22 protein-coding genes and 1 pseudogene are annotated in these 21,418 nt (G+C 68.6%); 8 read left to right on the top strand and 15 right to left on the bottom strand.

Going from position 1 to position 21,418, the window contains the following annotated elements; translation table 11 throughout:
* Nucleotides 1–119: 119 nt before the first annotated feature.
* On the top strand, nucleotides 120–1,079 hold the full coding sequence (locus tag ABE505_RS12400) for a glutaminase (protein ID WP_346445582.1): 960 nt from the start codon (nucleotides 120–122) through the stop codon (nucleotides 1,077–1,079).
* A gap of 45 nt (nucleotides 1,080–1,124) precedes the next feature.
* Here ABE505_RS12400 and ABE505_RS12395 read toward each other — a convergent pair whose 3' ends face one another.
* Nucleotides 1,125–2,483 carry a glycoside hydrolase family 16 protein gene (locus ABE505_RS12395; RefSeq protein ID WP_346445583.1) on the bottom strand — a complete coding sequence of 453 codons (1,359 nt, stop codon included), beginning with the start codon at nucleotides 2,481–2,483 and terminating at the stop codon, nucleotides 1,125–1,127.
* 543 nt (nucleotides 2,484–3,026) lie between these two features.
* Here ABE505_RS12395 and ABE505_RS12390 point away from each other — a divergent pair.
* A pseudogene (locus ABE505_RS12390) lies at nucleotides 3,027–3,854 on the top strand (D-hexose-6-phosphate mutarotase); the annotation flags it as partial.
* A 104-nt stretch (nucleotides 3,855–3,958) separates the two neighbouring features.
* Nucleotides 3,959–6,082 carry a M13-type metalloendopeptidase gene (locus ABE505_RS12385; protein ID WP_346445584.1) on the top strand — a complete coding sequence of 708 codons (2,124 nt, stop codon included), beginning with the start codon at nucleotides 3,959–3,961 and terminating at the stop codon, nucleotides 6,080–6,082.
* 151 nt (nucleotides 6,083–6,233) lie between these two features.
* Here the strand turns inward: ABE505_RS12385 and ABE505_RS12380 are convergent, their stop codons facing one another.
* The 10 genes from ABE505_RS12380 to ABE505_RS12335 form a co-directional block, all read right to left on the bottom strand.
* Nucleotides 6,234–7,244 (bottom strand): hypothetical protein, encoded by a 1,011-nt coding sequence (locus tag ABE505_RS12380; protein ID WP_346445585.1) that lies wholly within the window; start codon nucleotides 7,242–7,244, stop codon nucleotides 6,234–6,236.
* Nucleotides 7,245–7,248: 4 nt separating this feature from the next.
* A complete protein-coding gene (locus tag ABE505_RS12375; protein WP_346445586.1) occupies nucleotides 7,249–7,947 on the bottom strand; it encodes a hypothetical protein in 699 nt (232 codons plus the stop codon).
* 361 nt (nucleotides 7,948–8,308) lie between these two features.
* Nucleotides 8,309–10,177 (bottom strand): DUF885 domain-containing protein, encoded by a 1,869-nt coding sequence (locus tag ABE505_RS12370; RefSeq protein ID WP_346445587.1) that lies wholly within the window; start codon nucleotides 10,175–10,177, stop codon nucleotides 8,309–8,311.
* A 46-nt stretch (nucleotides 10,178–10,223) separates the two neighbouring features.
* Nucleotides 10,224–11,528, bottom strand: a complete 1,305-nt coding sequence (locus ABE505_RS12365) for a TIGR00366 family protein (RefSeq protein WP_346445588.1) — start codon at nucleotides 11,526–11,528, stop codon at nucleotides 10,224–10,226.
* Between the two features lie 136 nt (nucleotides 11,529–11,664).
* Nucleotides 11,665–12,267: a nitroreductase family protein gene (locus tag ABE505_RS12360; RefSeq protein ID WP_346445339.1), complete on the bottom strand. Its 603-nt coding sequence runs from the start codon at nucleotides 12,265–12,267 to the stop codon at nucleotides 11,665–11,667.
* 163 nt (nucleotides 12,268–12,430) lie between these two features.
* A complete protein-coding gene (locus tag ABE505_RS12355; protein WP_346445340.1) occupies nucleotides 12,431–12,796 on the bottom strand; it encodes a glycine zipper 2TM domain-containing protein in 366 nt (121 codons plus the stop codon).
* Between the two features lie 125 nt (nucleotides 12,797–12,921).
* The gene (locus ABE505_RS12350) at nucleotides 12,922–13,722 is read right to left on the bottom strand and encodes an SDR family oxidoreductase (protein WP_346445341.1); all 801 of its coding nucleotides are present in this window, start codon (nucleotides 13,720–13,722) and stop codon (nucleotides 12,922–12,924) included.
* Between the two features lie 64 nt (nucleotides 13,723–13,786).
* Complete coding sequence (locus ABE505_RS12345; protein WP_346445342.1) at nucleotides 13,787–14,053, bottom strand: hypothetical protein; 267 nt, start codon at nucleotides 14,051–14,053, stop codon at nucleotides 13,787–13,789.
* Nucleotides 14,054–14,064: 11 nt separating this feature from the next.
* Nucleotides 14,065–14,370 carry a YkgJ family cysteine cluster protein gene (locus ABE505_RS12340; RefSeq protein ID WP_346445343.1) on the bottom strand — a complete coding sequence of 102 codons (306 nt, stop codon included), beginning with the start codon at nucleotides 14,368–14,370 and terminating at the stop codon, nucleotides 14,065–14,067.
* Nucleotides 14,371–14,589: 219 nt separating this feature from the next.
* Complete coding sequence (locus ABE505_RS12335) at nucleotides 14,590–14,739, bottom strand: hypothetical protein (protein WP_346445344.1); 150 nt, start codon at nucleotides 14,737–14,739, stop codon at nucleotides 14,590–14,592.
* Nucleotides 14,740–14,897: 158 nt separating this feature from the next.
* On the opposite strand from ABE505_RS12335, the gene ABE505_RS12330 reads away from it, so the two are divergent.
* Together ABE505_RS12330 and ABE505_RS12325 are read left to right on the top strand one after the other, a co-directional pair.
* Nucleotides 14,898–15,074: a DUF1328 domain-containing protein gene (locus ABE505_RS12330; protein WP_346445345.1), complete on the top strand. Its 177-nt coding sequence runs from the start codon at nucleotides 14,898–14,900 to the stop codon at nucleotides 15,072–15,074.
* Between the two features lie 148 nt (nucleotides 15,075–15,222).
* Nucleotides 15,223–15,468, top strand: coding sequence for a DUF2789 domain-containing protein (locus tag ABE505_RS12325; RefSeq protein WP_346445346.1), 246 nt, complete (start codon nucleotides 15,223–15,225; stop codon nucleotides 15,466–15,468).
* Between the two features lie 250 nt (nucleotides 15,469–15,718).
* Here the strand turns inward: ABE505_RS12325 and ABE505_RS12320 are convergent, their stop codons facing one another.
* The gene (locus ABE505_RS12320) at nucleotides 15,719–16,126 is read right to left on the bottom strand and encodes an MliC family protein (protein WP_346445347.1); all 408 of its coding nucleotides are present in this window, start codon (nucleotides 16,124–16,126) and stop codon (nucleotides 15,719–15,721) included.
* A gap of 106 nt (nucleotides 16,127–16,232) precedes the next feature.
* Entirely contained in the window at nucleotides 16,233–16,655 is a 423-nt protein-coding gene (locus ABE505_RS12315; protein ID WP_346445348.1) for an MliC family protein, read from the bottom strand.
* Between the two features lie 165 nt (nucleotides 16,656–16,820).
* Between ABE505_RS12315 and ABE505_RS12310 the strand changes: the two genes are divergently transcribed.
* A complete protein-coding gene (locus ABE505_RS12310) occupies nucleotides 16,821–17,291 on the top strand; it encodes a hypothetical protein (RefSeq protein WP_346445349.1) in 471 nt (156 codons plus the stop codon).
* Nucleotides 17,292–17,521: 230 nt separating this feature from the next.
* Here the strand turns inward: ABE505_RS12310 and ABE505_RS12305 are convergent, their stop codons facing one another.
* A complete protein-coding gene (locus tag ABE505_RS12305; protein ID WP_346445350.1) occupies nucleotides 17,522–17,809 on the bottom strand; it encodes a DUF3247 family protein in 288 nt (95 codons plus the stop codon).
* 67 nt (nucleotides 17,810–17,876) lie between these two features.
* Nucleotides 17,877–18,605, bottom strand: a complete 729-nt coding sequence (locus ABE505_RS12300) for a Crp/Fnr family transcriptional regulator (protein WP_346445351.1) — start codon at nucleotides 18,603–18,605, stop codon at nucleotides 17,877–17,879.
* Nucleotides 18,606–18,799: 194 nt separating this feature from the next.
* On the opposite strand from ABE505_RS12300, the gene ABE505_RS12295 reads away from it, so the two are divergent.
* Both ABE505_RS12295 and ABE505_RS12290 read left to right on the top strand, forming a co-directional pair.
* Complete coding sequence (locus ABE505_RS12295) at nucleotides 18,800–18,988, top strand: hypothetical protein (RefSeq protein WP_346445352.1); 189 nt, start codon at nucleotides 18,800–18,802, stop codon at nucleotides 18,986–18,988.
* Nucleotides 18,989–19,081: 93 nt separating this feature from the next.
* Nucleotides 19,082–21,400, top strand: a complete 2,319-nt coding sequence (locus ABE505_RS12290) for an FdhF/YdeP family oxidoreductase (protein WP_346445353.1) — start codon at nucleotides 19,082–19,084, stop codon at nucleotides 21,398–21,400.
* Nucleotides 21,401–21,418 lie beyond the last annotated feature (18 nt).

Raw genomic sequence — 21,418 nt, 5'->3', positions numbered from 1 at the left:
TCCAAGCGGTAGGCCTGCAGTGTGCCGCCTGCGGCCTCAAGCGCGCGTGCCTGTCGGGCCGCGACCGGCGCTTGACGCATCGGCGCGCAGACTGCGCGCTTACCCGCACGAGCATGCCAATGCACAGCCCACCGCAGAACCCGCACGACCTCTCGCGCCACGACATCCCCGGCATTCTGGCGACGATCGATGCGGAGGTGCGCGCGCGCTTCGATGCAGGCGAGGGCAAGGTCGCCGATTACATCCCGGCACTGGCGTCGGTGCCGCGCGCGCGCTTTGGCATGGCGGTCGCCACGCTCGACGGCGACGTCTACAGCGTCGGCGACGCCCAGATGCCGTTCTCGATCCAGAGCATCTCCAAGGTGCACACGCTTACGCTCGCCCTCGACGCGGCGGGCGATGCGCTGTGGAAGCGGGTCGGGCGCGAGCCCTCGGGCGATCCGTTCAACTCGTTGGTGCAGCTCGAACACGAGTGCGGCATTCCGCGCAATCCATTCATCAATGCCGGGGCGCTCGTGGTCGCCGATGTGCTGTTGTCGAAGTACTCCGACCCGGAGGCCGCGCTGCTGGCCTTCATGCGCGAGCGCTCGGGCAATGCCGAGGTCGGCCGCGACGAAGAGATCTCGACCTCGGAGCGCCGCAGCGGCTATCGCAACATCGCGCTGGCGAACTTCATCCGCAGCTTCGGCAATATCGAAAACGAGGTCGACGCAGTGCTCGACCTGTACTTCTTCCAGTGCGCGCTGCGCATGAACTGCGTGGATCTGGCGCGCAGCGTGCGTTATCTGGCCGGTCGCGGGGTGTGTCCGGGCACCGGCACGCGCGTGACCAGCGTCGAGCGCAGCACGCGCATCAATGCGGTGATGATGACCTGCGGCACCTACGATGCCGCAGGCGAATTCGCCTTCCACGTCGGCTTGCCGGCCAAGAGCGGGGTCGGCGGTGGCATCGTCGCGGTGGTGCCCAACGTGCTCAGCCTGTGCGTGTGGTCGCCGCCGCTCGACGACAAGGGCAACTCGCTGCTCGGCGGGTACGCGCTGCATCGGTTCACGCGGATGACCGGGCTGTCGGTGTTCTAGGGGCATCGCGCGCGCACCGCCCCTGGACGGTGCGCGCGATTGCGATCACGGGCTTTGGTAGTAGACGTCGTCGATGAACAGGTCGACCGGCTGGCCGGGGGCATCGCCGGCGAGCATGAAGAACTGCTTGACCGCGTGCAGGTCGAGATCGTGGAACGCGGAGAACGGGATGCTGACTTCGTGCCAGGCGCCGTCGCGGACCAGGCCGTACTGCTGGCCACCCGGTGCGAAGGGAATCCAGCTGTCGCCGAACGAGGTGTTGATGCCGACACGGAACGGTGCCTGGCTGGCGGTGCGCATGCGGAACTTCAGGCTGCCGCCGGCGTAGGCCCCCATGTTGCGCACGTCGGTGATGATGCCCAGCCCGAACCAGTTGCCTGGGTTGGCGCGAAACGCCATCAGTTCGCTGCCCTCGAACGGCGCGTCGGCGATCGGCGTGAGGTTGTTCCACAGGAACAGGTCGGTGTTGCTGCCGAAATCCAGTGCGCCGGCCAGGCCGCTGCGCTCGGTGAACACCCCGAACTGGCCGGCCGGTGCGGCGTTGTTGCTGCCCAGGTACAACTCGCTGTCGGGATGGTCCTGATAGAGCCGTATCCAGTCGACTTCCATGCGCCCGGGCAGCGGCGCGGTGACGTCCTGCGGCGTGTGCACACCGGTGTAAGTGCCACCGACGGCGATGTTGAGCAGCAGGAAGTGCGGGGCGTGGAACTCGTGCACCTGCGGCCCTTCGACATCGGAGATGTCGAACTCGAAGTACTGCTGGCCGTCGATCGAGACGCGGATGAAGTTCGGGTCCCAGGTCAGCTTGTAGATATGGAAGTCCTGGTGCAGGGCGACCGGGCTGTCGTACACCGTGGCGTGCGAGGCGTGCGAGCCGTTGTAGTCCCAGTGCACGGCGGCCCCGATCCGGCGATTGGCCATGCCGTCGGCGATCGCCTGCGCCGAGCCGGCCTCCATCATGTCGATCTCGCCGCGCGCCGGCCATACCCCCACCGCACCGAGCATCCAGTAGGCCGGCCACACGCCATTGCCGGCCTCGGGAATCTTGATCCGTGCCTCGAGCGTGCCGTACTTGAACTGCACACGCCCCTCGGTCTTGAGCCGCGCCGAGGTAAACGGGCTGCCGTCGAAGTTCTCGCGCCGCGCCTCGATGATCAGGCGGCCGTTCTCGATACGCGCGTTCTCCGGACGGCTGGTGTAGTACTGCATTTCAGAATTGCCCCAGCCGCACAGGCCGATCTGGCACCCCGTGCCCACGTCGTAGGTCCAGGTGTTGCCATCGATCGACGGGCCGTCGAAGTTCTCCTGCCAGACGGGGGTCTGGGCATGGGCGGCGGGGGCGAACGTGGCGGCTGCGCCCAGGCAGGCGACGAGCGGCAGGGCGAACAGGCGTACGCGATCCATGACGGACTCCTTGCATTCGAAAGGGGAACGGCGCGGTGGGGACGGCCGGCGTCGAGCCTGCGTGTGCTTGACAGCGCTGTCAGCCATCTTGAAGCGGTGATGTCGCGTTCCGCGATTGGGGTCACGGATTGGCGTCGGCGTCGAGTGAAATCAGCACGGCGCGTGAGCCGAGCATGTTGCGCGGCAGCACAGGGATGCGCCGGTGCGCACGCTTCGCGCACCTGCGGGGCATCTCGCTGAGGCGCTGCACGGGCGACGCAGCCCCGCTAAGCTGGGCGATCCGCCTTCCGTCCCTTGACCCCAATGCCGATTCGTCTGTGGTTGCTGTGTTGCGGACTGCTCGCCGGATGCGCCGGCGGCAGTGCGCCGCGCGACCCGTCGCCGGCGCAGGAGACCGTCTTGCCTACGACACCGTCCATCTCCGAGACCGCATTCGCTGTGCCCAGCGGCTATCCCGCTGCCGTCGCCGCGGCGACAGCGGCGGTGCCGCCCGCACTGCCTGACGTCGAAGGCCTGCGGCTGGGCCGGTATGCCGGCATCGAGGCGCTGCTGGTGGAGACGCCGCTGGCGACGGCTGCGATCGCGCTGCACGGCGGGCATCTGCTCTCGTATGTGCCAGCCGGACAGGAAGATGCGCTGTGGCTGTCGCCGTCGGTCAAGCCACTGCCGGACGCGATCCGTGGCGGCACGCCGGTGGTATGGCCGTACTTCGGCCGGCAGGGCCAGACCGGCGAGGTGCCAGCGCACGGATTCGTGCGCACGGTGCGCTGGCGGGTGCTCGCGGCCGCGCGTGCCGACGACGGCAGCGTCGCCATCGAACTGGCGCCGCCGGATTTCCCGGAGCTGGGTCTGCAACTGCGGATGACGCTGCGCATCGGCCAGGCGCTGGAACAGACGCTGGTGACCACCAACATCGGCCCGCGTCCGGTTGCGATCACCCAGGCGCTGCACACCTACTTCCGGGTCTCCGATGTCGCCCAGGTCCGCGTGTCCGGACTCGACGGCCTGACCTATCTCGACAAGAACGACGGCTACGCCGCGCATGTGCAGGCCGGAGACTGGCGATTCGACGATCCGCGCGATCCGAACCGCAGCGACCGCATCTATGGCGATGCGCCCGGACGCTACGTGCTCGACGATCCAGGCCTGGATCGCAGGATCGCGCTCGACGTTGCGGGCAGCCGGTCGCTGGTGGTCTGGAACCCGGGCGCCGCGGCCGCGGCGCGCATGGACGACATCGGCCAGGCCTGGCGCGGGTTTTTGTGTCTGGAGGCGGCCAACGCCGGGCCGGATGTCGTCGCGCTGGCGCCCGGCGCCACGCACCGCTTGACCCAGACCGTGCGCGTGCTTGCGGGCGCTGAGCGCGGGTGACCAATGGCCGGGGCGCGGCCGCAGCGTGCCCGGTATGCTTGGCAGTCGGCCGCCCGGCACTCGCCGTTGGCGGCATTCCGACCGCGTTTCGATGGAGATCGCGCTTGAAGAAGACCCTGCTGTCCGCGGCGACCGCCGTGGCGATGACGATGGCGGCCACCGCCGCTGCCCACGACCACCGCTGTCTCGAGGAGACCTGCACGCTGCAGGCGTTGTTCGCGAGCGAGCCAAGCGCCGGCGGCGCCTCCGCCTCGGGCGCTCCCGTCGCTGCGCAGCGCATGGGCAGCTGGGGCATCGACACCGCGGGCATGGACACCTCGGTACGGCCAGGCGAGGACTTCTTCGGCTACGTGAGCGGCAACTGGGCCAAGACCACGCAGATTCCGTCCGATAAATCGAGCTATGGCGCGTTCCTGGTCCTGCGCGATCTGTCGGAGGCGCGCGTGCGTCAGCTGGTCGAGGGGTACGACGCGGCCGACACCGCGCATCCCGACCGCGCCAAGGTCGCCACGCTCTATGCCGGCTTCATGGACCAGGCCGCGATCGAGGCGCTGGGCGCCCAGCCGCTGGCGCCCAAGCTCGCCGCGATCCGCGCGGCCGGCGACAAGGATGCGCTGGCCAGGCTGATGGGCCAGAGCCAGGGCGACTTCGGTCGCAGCTTCTTCGGCCTGGGCGTGTCCGACGACCAGCGCGACCCCGACCGCTATACGCTGTACATGAGTCAGTCGGGCCTGGGCCTGGGCGATCGCGAGATGTATCTGCGCGAGACCTTTGCGCCGCAGCGCGAGCGCTATCAGGCCTACATCGCGCAGATGCTCGAGCTTGGCGGCTGGGCGAACCCGCAGCGCAATGCCGAAGCGATCCTCGCGCTGGAGACCAAGATCGCCGAGGCGCACTGGACGCGCGCCGAGAGTCGCGACCGCGACAAGACCTACAACCCGGTCGAGCTGTCGGCGTTCGCGACCACCGCGCCGGGCTTCCCGTGGGCCACGTACTTCGCCGCGGCCGGCGTGCCGCAGGCACCGCGCGCGGTGGTGCGTCAGAGCACCGCGATCCCGAAGCTGGCCGCGATCTTCGGCCAGACCGATGTCGCCACGCTGCAGGCCTGGCAGGCGTTCCACACCATCGACAACGCCGCGCCGCTGCTGTCGAAGGCGTTCTCCGATGCACGCTTCGAGTTCCGCAACAAGTTCCTGTCCGGCCAGCCCGAGGAGCAGGAGCGCTGGAAGCGCGGCGTGGCGTTCGCCGAGAACACGATGGGCGAGGCGATCGGCCGCGACTATGTCGCCCTGTACTTCCCGGCCGATTCCAAGGCCAAGATGGATGCGCTGGTCGCCAACGTGAAGGTGGCGATGGGCGCGCGACTGGAAAAGCTCGACTGGATGGGCCCGGCGACCAAGGCCGAGGCGCGCAGGAAGCTCGACGGGTTCGGCCTGAAGATCGGCCACCCGGACCAGTGGCGCGACTACAGCGGCCTGGAGGTCGAGCCCGGCGATGTGTTCGGCAATGCCGAGCGCTCGATGGCGTTCGAGTGGGACTACCGCCGCAACCGCCTGGGCAAGGAAGTCGACAAGGGCGAGTGGGGCATGACCCCGCAGACGGTCAACGCCTACTACAACTCGGTCAAGAACGAGATCGTGTTCCCGGCCGCGATCCTGCAACCGCCGTTCTTCGATCCCGAGGCCGATCCGGCGGTCAACTACGGCGCGATCGGCGGCGTGATCGGCCACGAAATCATCCACGGCTTCGACGACCAGGGCCGCAAGTCCGACGGCGAGGGCGTGCTGCGCGACTGGTGGACGGCCGAGGACGCGGCCAAGTTCGAGGCGCAGGCGGCCAAGCTCGGCGCGCAGTACGAGGCCTACACCTTCCCGCAGCTGCCGGGCATGCACATCAACGGCAAGGTCGCGATGGGCGAGAACATCGGTGACCTGGGCGGCATCACGATCGCGCTGGAGGCCTACCGTCGTTCGCTGGACGGCAAGCCGGCACCGCAGATCGACGGCTTCAGCGGCGAGCAGCGGCTGTTCATGGGCTGGGCGCAAGTGTGGCGCACGCTGTGGCGCGACGATGCCCTGCGCCAGCAGCTGGTCAACGGCACCCATTCGCCGGGCCACATCCGCGCGTTCGCGCCGTTGCGCAACGTCGATGCGTGGTACGACGCATTCGACGTGCGCGAAGGCGATGCGCTGTGGATCGCACCCGAGGACCGCGTCCGGATCTGGTGATCGCCCGCCAGCGGTGACGGACCCAAAGCCGCCGGGCGATCCCCGGCGGCTTTTTCGTGTCCTTTCCTGCCATAGGTGTCCACCTATACCAGGACGGGTACATCGTTGATTGCGACGCCGGCTGCAGCGAACGCCGATCGGAGCTTTCGTGCTAATCGCGCTCCGAGGGCGGCAGTTCGAACGATGCGTGGAAGAGCCGCCGGCCCTCTGCGGCGATCGCCTCCCACTCCGAATCGCTGAATGCATCGGTGGGATAGCGAACCGGGCCGTCGCGCAACAGCGTGCTGAACGCGTCCGGCTGCGAGCGGCCGCCCAGTTCCACCCGTCGCCTTTCGACCCGGGCCTGGATCGCGGCCGTTCGAGGATCGAGTCTGCGGGGCTGTCGCATCGCCAGCGCTTCGACGTAGCCATAGACCTGTGCGGCGCGCCGGTCCTCGGGGTAGAGCGGGCCGCGTCCGTTCTGCGCCCGAGCGTAGCGCTGCAGCGCCTCGCGATTGCCGGCTTGGACCGCTTCCTCAAGATACGTGCGGGCTAGTGTCCGCCTACGCCGCGCCTCAAGCGGGTTGCGGATGATGCCTTCGCGGCTATCGAATTCACGCATCGCCACGTCGGGGTAGGCGTGCCGCGCACCGATATGTCCCGCTGCCGCCGCCTGCTCCAGCCAGGGGACGGCTTTGGCGAGAATATCGCTTGGAATTGCGCGGCATTCGTTGAAGCGGTCGCTGCTCGCGACCAGTTGGCGCTCGACGTTGTCCCGGATGACTTCACTGTTCGGGTGGTCGTCATCGATGTGGTCAATTCCCCGCCGGTAATCCGCCAGGGTCGCCTGCGGTGTGTACTCGCGCAGGGTGCGGTGGCAACTCCCGACCCGCGCGCCGACGATATAAGCAGCTTTTACATCGCCTGCGTCAGCCGGGCCGGCGTACCTGGCGACGACCTCGGCGATCGGGATGCGCCAGACCTCCAGTGCGTCGGCTGCAGCGCCGTCCAGGGTCGGGGAGGAGGTCAAGGCGGTGGAGGGCTGCGCGGTTACCGCCTCCCGGATGCGCGCGATGTCTTTCTTCGGCGAGTCATGCTGCGATACGGGGGATTGCGGGGGGGCACACGCCGTCAGGGCAAGCCCGATGCAGGCCGCCGACGCGCACTTGAAGAGCGAGTGCATCGGTTCACCGTCCTTGGAAGCTGTGCAGGATCTGGGCGGCCTGCTCGGCCGCGCGAGCACGCTGCGCCAGCGTGGTGGCGTCTTCGAGTTTGGCCAGGCGCTCGGTCGCCAGCGTTTCGGGAATCTCTTGAAACGCAGGGGTCTGCGCGTATGCCAACCAGAATGCCAGCGCACGCTCGGGGTCTGGGGGGAGCCAGCCGTCGCTGCCGTAGGCACGCGACGACGCCAGCAGTGCGTCAGGCTCGCCCATGCGCACCGCTGTCGCCAGCAGGTCACGCGCTTGGTTGCGGCGCTGCTCGACTTCGTCGGCGTTGTCGATGAGTGCGTTCAGCGAGGCGAACTCTCGGAACGCGAGATCGGGATACAGCGCCATCGCGCCGGGATGCCCCCGCACGGCCGCAAGCCGGACGAAATGGAATGCGTCCATATCCGGTGGATTCGCGCGAACACTGTCGGTGTCGGAACAGTGGCGGCGCGCTTGCTCCTGGATGAACAGTGTCAGGTCGATGTTGCGTGCATCGCTGAGCGGCCGGCCATCAATGGTGATGCTTGAGCCCATCGTGGCAATGGCTTCAGCAATCATCCCAGTCAATCGATTGTGGGCAGTCGGCGTATAGTCCAGACAGTAAGCCAGCACCATCCCGATCCGGAACGCCGCGTCGGCATCGCCCGCGCGCGCGGCCGCCTCCAACTGCGGGCGCATGACATCGAAGGGACCGTCGGGCACGTGCTGGGCCGCCGACGGTGCTGGGCCCCGTGTCGATATGGCATATGCTGGCGTTGAACTAGCCGGGGCGACAGACGGGGCCATGCGACGCGGCACCGAGTGCAAGATGAGTCCGACGATTGCCACCGTCGCTGCAGCGAGCAGCGCCCAGCGTCGGCGACTCATAGGCTAGCCGCCGCCGCACGGCAGAAGCCAATCGCATGTCTATTGTAGCCGTAGAACAAGCCAGGCCGATCAGAGCGGCTGGCGAGATCCGTACATGCCAGCGTCGGTGCAAAAAGGATGACACGCAACGTATCGTAACCTCCTGTCGAACGATGTTGCGAGTCTAACGCAGTCATGCGGCGGGAGCGGATGTGCCGGCTTCACTGGGCATGTCCGAACGCGTGGCATCGGCGATATAGGCGTCGACTTCGCGCTCGAGCAGGTCGAGTGGCACGACGCCTGTCAGCAGCACGCGGTTGTGGAATGCGCGCGGATCGAAACGGTCGCCGAGCGCGGTGCGCGCTTTGTCGCGCAGCCGGACGATCTCCAACTGGCCGATCATGTACGAGGTTGCCTGTCCGGGCATGACCACGTAGCGGTCGACCTCCGACGGCGGGATGCCGTAGTCGATCGCCTGTTGCCGGGTCCAGCGCATCGCGTGCAGTCCGGTGTCGACGACCAGACGTCGGGCGCGGAACAGCTCGGCGTCGAGCTGCCCGAGCCGGCCTTCCGGGTCGTCCGCGTACCAGCCTTCCTCGGCCGCCAGGCGTTCGGCGTACAGCGCCCAGCCTTCGCTGAAGGCCGAGATGCCGCCCAGCGCGCGGGTCTGGCGGAACTTCGGCAGCGCGGCGTTCTCGACCGATAGCGCGACCTGGAAGTGATGGCCCGGTACGGTCTCGTGGTAGACGAGCGTGCGCAGCCCAAAGCGCGTGAGCCGCTCGGGCCGCAGCGGCATCTGATAGACCCCTGGACGCGAGCCATCGAGCGGCGGCGCGGTGTAGCTGGCGGCCGCGCTGGCCCAGCGGTACTCGGGATAGGGCCGGGCGATCACCGCCGAGCGCGGGCGGATGTCGAACAGCGCATCGCTCCGGCGCTCGGCATCGCGCATCATCGTCTCGATGTCGGCCATGATCGCCGCGCGCCCGGCGACGTCGTCGGGGTACGCGAGATCGCGACGCAATTGCGCCAGCCGCGTTTCGACGCTGCCCTCACTGCGGCTAAGTGCGCGCAGGACCGCGTCCATCTCGCCCTCGATGCGCGCGACTTCGCGCAGCCCGATCTGGTGGATCCGCTGCGCGTCCAGGTCGGTCGAGGTGAAGCGGCGCAGCTGATAGGCGTAGGCCTGCTCGCCGTCGGGGAAGCGCCACAGGCCAGCGTCGTCGGTCGCGCGCGGCAACTGAGACTGGAGTTCGGCGATCGCGCGCGACCAAGCCGGATACACGCCGTCGCGCACCACGCGCGTCGCCGCATCCACCCGCGACCGGCGCGCAGCGGCACCGAGCGCATCGACGCCCTGCAACCGTTCGTCGAACGTCGCGACCAGTGGATTGCGCTGCGGGGGCGCGGCGATGAACTGGCGCATCTGCGCGATCGTCGCCTCGAGGATGAAGCGCGGCGGCAGAATACCGCGTGCGGCCAGCGCGCGCGCCTGCGCAGTGGCCTCGTCCATCCGAGTCTCGAACAGGCCCAGCCGCGCGAGGTAGTTGTCGGCGTCGCCGGCATCGCCGACCGGATGCACCACCGTCATCAGGTTCGGCAGGCTGACGTTGGCGCCGCTGAACTGCTGTAGCGGATAGGCGTAGTCGCCGTAGCGCTCGCCCTCCACCAGGCTGCGCAGTTGCCAGGCCATGAGTTCGGCCGACACGCGCTCGGTGTCGGACATCGCCGCCGCGTCGAAGCGGGCGAGCTCGGCCAGGCCGCGCTCTGCGAGCGCGATCGTCTGCGCACGGAAGGCCGGTGTCTGCGGCGTGAGTTCGCGATCCAGTTGCCGTTGCAAGGCTGGGTCGAAGTAGCGGCTGGCGGTCGCGGCCGACGGCTGTCGGCGCATCCAGTCGTCGGAGAACCGCTCGAAGAACGTCGACACCGAGTTGTCCGTGCGCGCAGCGCTGGTCGGCTGCGCTGTGTCCGCTACCGAGGCCGTCGGCGTTGTGCCGCACGCGGTGACAGTCAGCACCGCGGTCAGGGCAAGGGCCAGGGGCACGATGCGGCAGGATGCGGTCACGGGCGGCTCCGTCGGAAGCAGGGATCTTGGATTCTACGCACGCCGCTCAGGCGAGCAGCAGCACCGCGCCGATGATCACGCCCGATGCCAGCAGCAGCATCAGGCAGTAGCCCATGATGTCCTTGATCTTGAGTCCCGCGATCGCCAGCAGCGGCAACGCGAAGAACGGCTGCAGCATGCTCGTCCACGCATCGCCCCAGGCGACCGCCATCGCCACGCGCGCAAGGTCGGCGTCGAGCGCCTGCGCGGCGGGCACCATCACCGGCGCCTGCACCGCCCATTGGCCACCGCCGGACGGCACGAACATGTTGATCAGCCCGGCCGACAGGAACGTCCACAGCGGCAGCGTGGACGCGCTCGCGAACGAGACGAACCACTCCGACAGTGTGGTCGCCAGCCCCGATCCGACCAGGATCGCCATGATCCCGGCGTAGAACGGGAACTGCACCACGATGCCGGCGCCGCCCTTGATCGCTTCCTGCAGCGCGGCGAGCAGCCGGGCGGGCGTGCGATGCAGCACGATGCCCAGCATCAGGAAACCGTAGTTGACGATGTTGAGATTCAGGCCGCCACCGGAGGCGAAGTGGTCGACCAGGTAGACCAGACCGGCGGCACCGATCGCCAGCGACAGGATCCAGCCGTGCTCGAGGCGCATGGCCGGGGTGGCGTCGTGTGCCAGCGCCGGCGGCGCGGGATCGTCGGGCGGCGAAAAGAGCACCGCCTCGTCGTCGCCGGGCGTCATTGCACGGTTGATCAGTGGCACCGCGATCGCCAGCAGGGCGACGATCGTCAGGTTGAACGGCGCGAAGATCGTCTCACTGGTCGGGATCAATCCCATTGTGTCCTGCAGGAAATGGCCCTCGGTGGCGATCGTCAGCGGGATCGAACCCGAGAGGCCGCCGTGCCAGACGAGGAAGCCGGAGTAGGCACTGGCGACGAGCAGGCGGTAATCCACGCGCACATGGCGGGCGACCTCGCGCGCGAACAGCGCGCCGATGACCAGACCGAAGCCCCAGTTGATCCAGTTGGCCACCAGGGCCACCAGCGTGACCACGACGATCGCATTGCGCGGCGTGCGGCAGCGCGAGGCCAGCGCGGTGAGCGTGCGCGCGACAGGCGGCGTGCGCGCGAGGATGAAGCCGGTCACCAGCACCAGCAACATCTGCATCGAAAAGCCCAGAAGCTCCCAGAAGCCGTTGCCCCAATGGCGCACGAGGTCCAGGGGCGGTGTGCGTTCGATCGCGAGCGCGGCGCCGGCGGCGATCGCGGTGAAGATCAGCACAAAGACGTAGGCGTCGGGCAGATAGCGTTCGACCAGGCGGACGGACAGGCGCGTGGCGCGCTGGAACATGCGGGCGGCTCCGGAACACGGAAAAGCCGCCGAAGATACCCCGAATGGGCGACGCGACGCCCTGGGACGATGGTCGATACCCGGGCGTTGCACCGGCCGGCCGCGGCGCCGTCGCACGGCGCCGCGGCGCGGGGGCTCAGCCGTGCACGCGGAAGCGCAGCGCGTCGTCGATGAAGTCCTTGTCGCCGAACGGGGCCTCGTTGGAGCCGAACGGCATCTGAGCGCGCAATGTCCAGCTTGCCGGCAGCGACCACTGCGCAGCCGCGGCGGCGTCGGGCAGGGGGTTGTAATGCTGCAGGCTGGCGCCGATGCCGGCGTTGGCGAGCGCGCTCCAGACCGAGAACTGTGCGATCGCGCTCGCGTGCTCGGACCAGACCGGGAAGTTGTCCGCATACAGCGGGAACTGCTGCTGCAGGCTGCGGACCACGTCCTGGTCTTCGTAGAACAGCACGGTGCCGGCACCGGCGGCGAAGCTGTCGATCTTTGCTTCGGTGGCGGCGAAGCCGTCGGCCGGCACGATCGCGCGCAGCGCATCCTTGACGATGTTCCAGAACGTCTGGCTCTGATCACCGAACAGGATCACCGCCCGCGAGCTTTGCGAGTTGAACGACGACGGGCTCAGGCGCACGGCCTCCTGGATCAGTTCGGTCGTCGCCTGCTGCGAGATCGGCAGCGTCCGACCGAGGCTGTACTGGGTGCGGCGGCGGCGCGAGGCGTCGAGAAACGGATTGCTGGACATGCTGGGCTTTCCTGGTTGCGAGAGAGACAGGCCGCGATGCGGCGACCGGGAAAGTGTGGCGTCACCAGCGCGCCGCGGTAGCGCGGGGGACGGAAAGGATCGTTTCAGGCACAAAAAAAAGCCGGCAGCCCGTGGGATGCCGGCGCGTAAGCTGCTTTGGAATTCAGCGATAGACGCGATCGCAGCGTGTCTCGACGATACGGTCGCCGCGGGTCTCCTGGCGATTGCCCTGGACATTGCGGCCGATCGCGCCGCCAGCCACGGCGCCACCCACGGTCGCAAGCTTGCGACCGTTGCCGCCCCCGATCTGGTTACCGATCAGCCCACCGATGACCGCGCCCGCCGCCGTGCCGCCGATGCGATTGGGATCGGAGCTGTTGCGCTGGACTTCCACATCCTTGCAGACCACGCGGCTGCCGTCGTTGAAACGGCGCCCTTCGTCCTGCGGGCCGTAGTGCTGGGCATGGGCAGTTCCTGCGGCGGCCAGCGAGAACAGGCCGAGGCAGGCGAACGTGCGCAACGTGTTCATGACGATCTCCACAGGGATGATGGGGCGATGCTCGCAGCCAACCGGCCAACCGCGCATGAAACCCGCCCGGTCCCCGCGTTCTGGTTCAGCCGCCAGGGCGCCGCGTGACGTCGGCGTCGTCGTGCTCAGGCGTACTGCATCTTTCGGGTCATGCCCCCGTCGACGACGATGTGTTGACCGGTCACAAAGCCCGATGCAGGCGAGAGCAGATAGACCGCGAGCGCGGCAATGTCCTCGGGTGTGCCGACACGCCCTGCCGGGTGCTGCGCGTGGTCGCGCCTGGACAGCGCCGGACGGCGGCGCGATGCCGGCCGACGCCAGGCCTCGGTTGCGATCCAGCCCGGGCCGATCGCATTGGCGCGGACGCGCGGTCCCTCGCTGATCGCCATTGCATGGGTCAACGCCACCAGGCCGCCCTTGGCAGCGGCGTAGGGTTCGGTATGCGGCTCGGACTGGAGCACACGACTGGATGCGATCGTGACGATCGCGCCGTGTCGCTCGCGCAGCGCGGGCAACGCGTACTTGCAGCACAGGAAGGCGCCGGTCAGATGGGCATCGATGAACCGGCGCCATTGCGACAACGGCAGCGTCGCGAGATCGTCGACGTGGGGATCGGCGGGCCCGGCGTTGTTAATCAGCCCGTCGAGGCCGCCCAGGCGCGTGCAGGCCTTGGCGAAGAAGCTGCGCACCGACGCCTCGCGGGCGACATCGAGCGGGAAGAACCAGGCCCGATCGCCGACATCCCACTCCGCCAGACAGGCCGCGCCGGCGTCCCGGTCCAGGTCGCCGATCGCCACGCGTCCGCCGGCGCCGAGCACGGCCTGGGCGATGCCGCGGCCGATGCCTTGCGCGCCGCCGGTGATCGCGACCACGCGGTCGCGCAGTGGTGCTGGGTCGAGCGGCAGCACGGGCGGGGTCAGGGACATGGCGGCCTCCACGGTGAAATCGGCCGCAGGCTCGCACGGCCGGCATCGCGGCCGGGTGCAGGCCTCAGCTGCCGCGGGCCTTCTTCGGCACGCTGGCGGCGACCTTCGGCGCCTCGGCATCGACACGCATCAGCGTTCGCGTGACACCCAGCACTTCGATCCGGCCGCCCGCTGCGCGGAAACGCGCCAGGTCCGCCGCGATTCGATCGCTGGTCACGCTCGCGCCGCGATCGCCGGGCTTGCGCGGGCCGGCGAACAGGTGGCCGGTGCTCGACGCGGTCGTCGGGGTAGTCGCTGCGGCCGGGGCCGCTGTCTTCTTGGTACGGGACATCGAACGCTCCTTCAGTACATCGCCAGGGGGATACCGCGTCGTCCGCGGTCTTCGTAGTCGTCGCGGACCGAGCGGCAGTAGGGACCGGCCATCTCGAAACGCCGGCAGATCTCCGGTCGGGTGTCGTAGATCGAACAGCACATCCGCGCCGGATCGATCGCCACGCACCAGCCTTCCTCGTCGCGGGCCATGACCTGCAGCCCGGCATCGGTGACATCGATGAACCGGGCGGGCACGTCGTCGTCGCTCTGCAGGACCACCGTCAGCCGGCAGCAGACCGCGTCGCAGCGCGCGCAGTCGATGTCGGGCGCGGTCATCGGCCCGAATCCGGGCGGCGGATCGGGTGAGACGTAAACGAGGTGGAGACGCGGCGGTTCATCACGCTTCCTGGGGAGCGTCGCCCGGAGCGGGCGGTCACACGTGGGGGAAGCGAGGCGGCGGCCAGGGCGGTCGCGCGGGACGCACGGATGGGCAAGAGCCCGGTGCCTAGCATAACACCGCGCGTCTGTGGGGCCGTCGGCGCCTGGCCGGGCGGTTCAGGAATGCCGGTTGATGTCGCTGGTGTCGCCATCCCGGTGCGCGGCGCCGCTCTGCTGTTCGCGTTCGTTGGGCTGTCGCTGGCGACGAACGCCGATGCCTGGAGGGACCTGCCCCGCATCGACAACACGCTCGAAGGGCTGATCCATGGCGTCTGTGCAGGTGTCGATGGCCCTGAGCCGCCGGGCGGCGCGACCGCCGCGCGGCGGGGCGCGTTCACGCCAGCCGCACCCCCCCCGGTCACAGACTGCGGTTCGCCGACGCGACGAATGCCACGTCGTGCAACTACCGACGTATGGAGAACGACATGATCAAGTGGGCCATCATTTTCGCCGTCATCGGCCTGATTGCCGGTGCCCTCGGGTTCAGCGGTGTCGCCGGCGCCTCGATGGGCATTGCCAAGTTCCTGTTCTGGGCGGCGATCATCATTGCCGTCGTGCTGTTCGTGCTGGGCCTGACGGTCGCCAAGAAAGTCACGAGTTGACGACGCGGTCGCTCGCAGTGCCACGACCGCCGGCTTGCCGGCGGTTTTTTTTGGCGGGCCGATACGAATGGGCCCGTTCGACACTCAAGCCACCTTGACGCGCGCGCCGATAGGGTGGGCGCCACCGCTTGTCAGACCGAGGATTTCCGTGGAATCGACCGTGCACCCCTTCTCCGAACTGTTCGCCCAACTCGGGCTGCCCGATGACGACGTGTCGATCCGCGCGTTCATCGCCCGGCATGCGCCGCTGCCCGACGACGTGCGGCTGGAGGAAGCGCCGTTCTGGACGCCTGCGCAGGCGCAGTTGCTGCGTGAGGAGCGGCTCGAGGATGCGGACTGGATCGTGGTCATCGACCAGCTCAATGTCGCGATGCACGCCACGCCCGACCCATAAGGGGCGCTGCCGTGCGTTGCTGGCCCTGCTGGCGACCGCATTCGCGGCGTGCGTTGCGCAGGCCGCCGGTCCCACGTCCGACGCAGTGCGCACAGTCGCTCGCATCGGCGTCAACGTGCCGCCGGTGGATCGCGATCCGGGGCTTGACGATCACACCGTGCTCGTTCGCGGCCGCCGCATCGTCTAAGTCGCGCCGTCCGTCCGGGCCATCGCGCGCCGCCGACAGCGCCGGCGGCGCGGGCCCCGCACGTCAGGGGGTGCCGGGCGTCCCGGTGCACACCCGGTCGGGATGGTCGCTCCGCAGCAGGATCGCGTCGTTCGCCCCGCGGGTCCACAGCACATTGCCTTGGTCGTCGGCGTAGCGGGCGCCCTGCATGGCCGGATCGCTCTGGGTCCGCAACACGACGTGCGTGCCATCGATCGCCACGCTTGCCTGGCCTTGCCCATCGAAGGTCGCATCCACCGGCGTGCCTTCGCAGTCGTAATGCACGACGCGCGCGATGGGCGCAGCGTCGGTGGACGGCGTTTCGGGATCCGGCGGTGTCGTCGCGTCGGGCGAGGGCGGCGGCACGGTGTCGTCGGCCGGTGCCTGCGCTGGCGAGCAGCCGGCGATGGCGAAACCCAGGACTGCGATGATCAAGGGTGAAGCGTGGCGCATGGTCGTCTCCTTGCGTGTGGACACCTGGGACGGACATGGGGGGAGGCGCGTTTCGCAGGCTACCCGTCCCCCGGGCGGCGGGTGTGAAGACCGCGTGGAAGGTCGGTCAGCCGTCGATGTCCTCAGACGCCCGGCAGATCTGCGACGGCATACCGTCCACGGTGATGTCGGCTTCGTCCGAGCCCTTGGTCCACAGCACATTGCCCGCGTCGTCCGCATAGCGGGCTCCGCTGGCGGCCGGCGTCGTGCGCAAGGTCAGCGTGCGCCCGTCCACTTGCATCAGCGCGGTGTCGCCGTCGTCCTCGTAGGCGACGGTGTAGCTGCGCTCGCCGCAGTGATAGCTGACCGTCGACGATGGCGTGCCCTCCGCCTCGCGGGCGGCGAGCGAGCCGGTGGGCGGCGGTGCCTCGATCGCCGCGGGGGCAGGGGGTGGCGAGGCGGGATTGGCGTGCGTCTGTTCGACGCGGTCGTTCGAGCAGGCCGCAAGGACCAATCCGATCAAGGCGGCGGGCAGGGCGGCATGGCGCATGGCGAGTCCTCGTGCGTGGTTGGCAGCCGCCGGGGCGCCCGGCGTGACGGGCTGCCATCGTGGACCGGTGCACGTCAATGTCAGGTGCGCAGGTTCGCCAGACCATCGTGACCGAATGCGAACATCCTGACCGGCACCATGGACGGTCATCCGACGAGGCCCGCCATGCCCATCCATCGTGTCTTCGCCTGTGTCCTCGCGCTGTGCGCGGCGTCGCTGGCCGCCTGCCAGCCCAGTGGCGACACTGCCACGCGTCCCGACGCCTCCGCAGCGGCTGCCGAAGGCGCCCCCGCACAGGGCGCGGCGATCAACGACGATGTCGTCGTGTCGACGAACGAGCCGTTCTGGCAGGCGCGGGTCGAGGGCGATACAGTCGTGGTCACCGGGGTCGAGGCACCGGCACGCCGGTTCGTGCGGGCGTCGTCGTCGATGACAGCGGATGGCCGACGTATCGAGGCCCGGGACGAGGCAGGCGATGTCGTCCTGATCGTGCGTCGTATGCGCTGCGAGGACGACATGTCCGGGGCACGGTTCCCGCTGACGGCGTTGCTGACGCTCGACGGCGACGGTCCACATCGCGGCTGCGCCAGACCGGCCTCGATGCCGCCACCGCGGCCGCCCGGCGAGACACCATAATCGCCCGCAGCCCCCGACCGACGGGGCTGCGGCCTCGTGTTGGCGAAGGGTGTCGGCGCCACGGCCGCACGCGTGGCAAGCGTCGGCAGGCACCTGCGTGCGCGTTGGAGTGCGGCGCCCCATCGCGTGGTCCTGCCACGTCCTCGTCTTACGTTGCTCTATCTGGGGAAGCGCGCGGGCGAGCCCCCGCAGCAGCGGGCGGCTGCCCGGCGCGCCGGGCGCCTGCGCGATCAGGCGCTGCCGATCTGTTCGATCGCGACGATATCGCCGACCCAGACGAAGTGCGGCACCGTGGGATCTTCCAGGTCGTCGAGCCGCAGCCGGGCGTTGTGGCCTTCGTCGCCGTCTGCCGTGCGGAAGATTTCCAGTGTCGGGCGCGCCGACACCACGCCTTCGATCTGCGTGCCGTCGGCGAGGGTCACCTTTACGATGGCTTCATCGTCGAGCAGGCGGATGTTGCGTTCGAGCGCATCGATCTCGGTGCGCTCGATATGGATGCGCGGCGGCGTCTGGCTCATCGAAAACCTCCGGTCGGGAGGCCGCATGATGCCGCAACGCTGGGCCAAGGCCGGGTGAGGGCGGGCGTCAGCGTTCGGGTTCGAGGGGGTCGCGCAACAGGCGGTCGTACTCGCTGCGGATGACCTCGTAGCATTCGCAGGCGCGTTCGAGCAGCGAGGCCGACTCGACAACCTGGATCAGCCCGCGGCTGTAGCGGATGCAGCCTTCCTCCTGCAGCCGGCGCGCCGCTTCGGTCACGCCCTCACGGCGCACGCCCAGCAGGTGGGCGATCTGTTCCTGGGTCATCTTGATCTCGGTCGTGCCGATGCGGTCGTTGACCAGCAACAGCCAGCGCGACAGTTGCCGGTCCACCGTATGGTGGCGATTGCAGACCCCGGTCATCGCCGTCTGCGTCAGCAGGGCCTGCGCATATCGCAGGACGATGGCCTGGAACGCGCCGCCCAGCTGGAACTCGCGTTGCGCGGCGTCGGCCCGCAGCGCGAGCGCTTCGCCGCCGACCTGCACCACCGCACGCAGCGGAATGCTGCGCGCGCCAGCCAGCAGGCCGGCGCCGACGACGCCTTCGTTGCCGATCATCGCGACTTCGCTGGTGTCTCCGTTCTCCAGCGCGTACAGGACCGAGACGATGCCTTCGCGAGGGAAATACAGCGTGGAGCGGGACGCGCCTGCCTCATGCAGGACCTTGCCGACCGGCAAGTCGACCAGTTGCAGATCCTTGCCCAGGCGATCGCAGACTTCCGGTGGCAGGTCCTGAAGCAGTCCATTGAGAGGCGCCCAGGGCGCATTCCTGTTCATGCGGTGTACTTGGATCCGGCTCGTTCATTCAACGATGAATTCTCGTTGCTGAATGGGGTGTCGTATGTGCGAAACCGCGCATACGCTCTGCTGAATACGTTCGGTACCGCACAGACGGCGTGAAAACGGCGCTGCAACGTCACGTGGGCAACCTTGGATGGTGCGCTAGGAACGGGCAACGACAGGAGCGTCGCATGAGAACGGATGATGTCGAGCTGTGCCGCATCTACGGACAGATGGCGCGCGAGTATCTGGGGACGGTGTCTTGGGAAGAGTGCGTCGCTCAGCTGGAAGCCGGCTGGCTGCGGCTTCGACGCGACGAGAGCATCGCCTGGGACGACGCCGAGCCCCTGGTACGGGCCTTCTGGGAACTGGCCGACTGAGTCGCTGTCTGTCCTGCTCACGTGCTGTCCGTTTCACGTATGCGTGAGCGCCGACGCGCTAGCGTCCGATGTCATTCGCTCGAGGGACGGACGATGGCACAGATTCGAATCGGTCGCTACGACGGCCCCGCGGGCGGCTGGGGTTCGGTGCAGTCCCTCGCCCGACACGGCCTGGGCCACGACGCGCCCAGCGTCGAAGGTGCGCGCCAACTGGCACGGCAGAACAAGGTCGACGGGTTCGCCTGCGTCAGCTGTTCGTGGCCCAAACCTGCCGAACCCCACGCCTTCGAGTTCTGCGAGAACGGCGCCAAGGCGACGATGTGGGAACTGGACGAATCGCGCGCCGACGCCGCGTTCTTCGAGGCCCACCCGCTGTCGGAGCTGCGGCAATGGGCCGACTACGATCTCGAAGCCCAGGGCCGACTGGTCGAGCCGATGCGCTACGACGCGCAGCGCGATCGCTACGTGCCGATTTCGTGGGAGGACGCGTTCGCGCTGATCGGTCGTGAACTGCGGGCGCTCGAGCGCGAGCGCGTGGTGTTCTACGCGTCCGGCCGCGCATCGCTGGAGGCCTCGTACATGTACGGCCTGCTGGCGCGCGTGTACGGCAACAACAACCTGCCCGACAGCTCCAACATGTGCCACGAGAGCACGTCCGTTGGACTGCCCAGGAGCATCGGCGTGCCGGTGGGCACGGTGCTGCTGGAGGACTTCGAACACTGCGACTGCATCCTGTCGTTCGGCCAGAACGTCGGCGTCAACAGCCCGCGCATGCTGCACCCGCTGCAGGACGCCAGCCGACGCGGCGCGGAGATCATCACCTTCAATCCGCTGTACGAACGCGGCTGGGAGCGGTTCACCAATCCGCAGGAGCCGCTGGCGATGGCGACCGGGCAGTCGACGCGCATCAGCAATGCCTACTTCCAGGTGCGCGCCGGCAGCGATCTGTCGGTGCTGCAGGGCATCGCCAAGGCCTTGTTGGCGCTCGATGATGCGGCCGTGGCCGCCAACGAACCGCGCGTGCTCGACCTGGCGTTCATCGCCGAGCATACGCACGGCTTCGATGCATTCGCCGCGTCGCTGCGCGCCAGCGACTGGGCGGACCTGGAGCGCGAATCGGGTCTGTCGCGCGCCGACATGGAAGCCGTCGCCGGCGTCTACGCCCGGGCCAAGGCCACGATCCTGGTCTATGGCATGGGCCTGACCCAGCATCGCCACGGCGTCGACAACGTCCGCATGCTGTGCAACCTGGCGCTGATGCGCGGCAATGTCGGCCGCCCGGGCGCCGGCATCTGTCCAGTCCGCGGGCATTCGAACGTCCAGGGCCAGCGCACCGTCGGCATTTCCGAAAAGCCCGAACTGGTCCCACTCGATCGCCTTCAAGCACAGTACGGATTCGAGGCGCCGCGCAAGAAGGGGCGCGATACGGTCTCGACCGTCGAGGGCATTCTCGACGGCTCGGTCCATGCCTTCATCGGGCTGGGCGGCAACTTCGCGCGCGCCGCACCCGAGACCGGGCCGCTGGAGGCGCGCTGGGGCGGCATGGCGCTGACGGTGCAGGTGGCCACCAAGCTCAACCGCAGCCATTTGCTGTGCGGCCGCACCGCGTTGCTGCTGCCGTGCCTGGGCAGGCTCGAGGAAGATGTGCAGGCGACCGGCCCGCAGCGGGTCACCGTCGAGGACAGCACCACGTGCATCCACGGCTCGTTCGGGACCAGCCGTCCGGCCAGTGCGCAGCTGCGCTCGGAGCCTGCCATCGTCGCGGGCATCGCGCTTGCGACGGTCGCCGGTCAATCGCAGGTGCCCTGGCAGGCCTGGGTGGACGACTATGCCAAGGTCCGCGACGCGATCGAGGCGACCTATCCCGAGCAGTTCCGCGACTTCAATGCGCGGCTGCATGTGCCCGGCGGTTTCCCGCGTCCGGTCGCCGCGCGCGAGCGGCGCTGGCAGACAGAAAGCGGCAAGGCCGAGTTCCACGTGCCCGACGTGCTGTCGGCGACCGGCTTCGAGGATCGCCCAGGTCGCTACCGGCTGCTGACGATCCGCAGCAACGACCAGTTCAACACCACCGTCTATGGGTATCGCGACCGGTTCCGTGGGATCGAGGGCACGCGCCGCGTCGTGCTGATGAATGCCGACGACATCCGCGCGCTCGGCATCGAAGAGGGCGAGGAAATCGCGCTGGCCACCGATGTCGACGATGGCGTGCGCCGCGAGGTCGGTGGCCTGCGCGTGGTGCCGTATCTGATTCCGGCTGGCTGCATCGCGGCCTATTACCCCGAATGCAATCCGCTGATCCCGGTCGCCCACCACGCGATCGACAGCCATGTGCCGGCCGCGAAGTCGGTGCCGGTCCGGATCGTGCGGGGACACAACGACGCGCCGGTGCCCGCAGGCCCGGCGCCGGAATGACTGGCGGTTGCATCATTG

Source organism: Luteimonas sp. TWI382, assembly GCF_039674545.1.
In the GTDB taxonomy this organism is placed as follows: Bacteria; Pseudomonadota; Gammaproteobacteria; order Xanthomonadales; family Xanthomonadaceae; genus Luteimonas.
The sequence above is the reverse complement of the archived record's forward strand: the minus strand, read 5'-3'. Positions and strand labels throughout refer to the sequence as shown.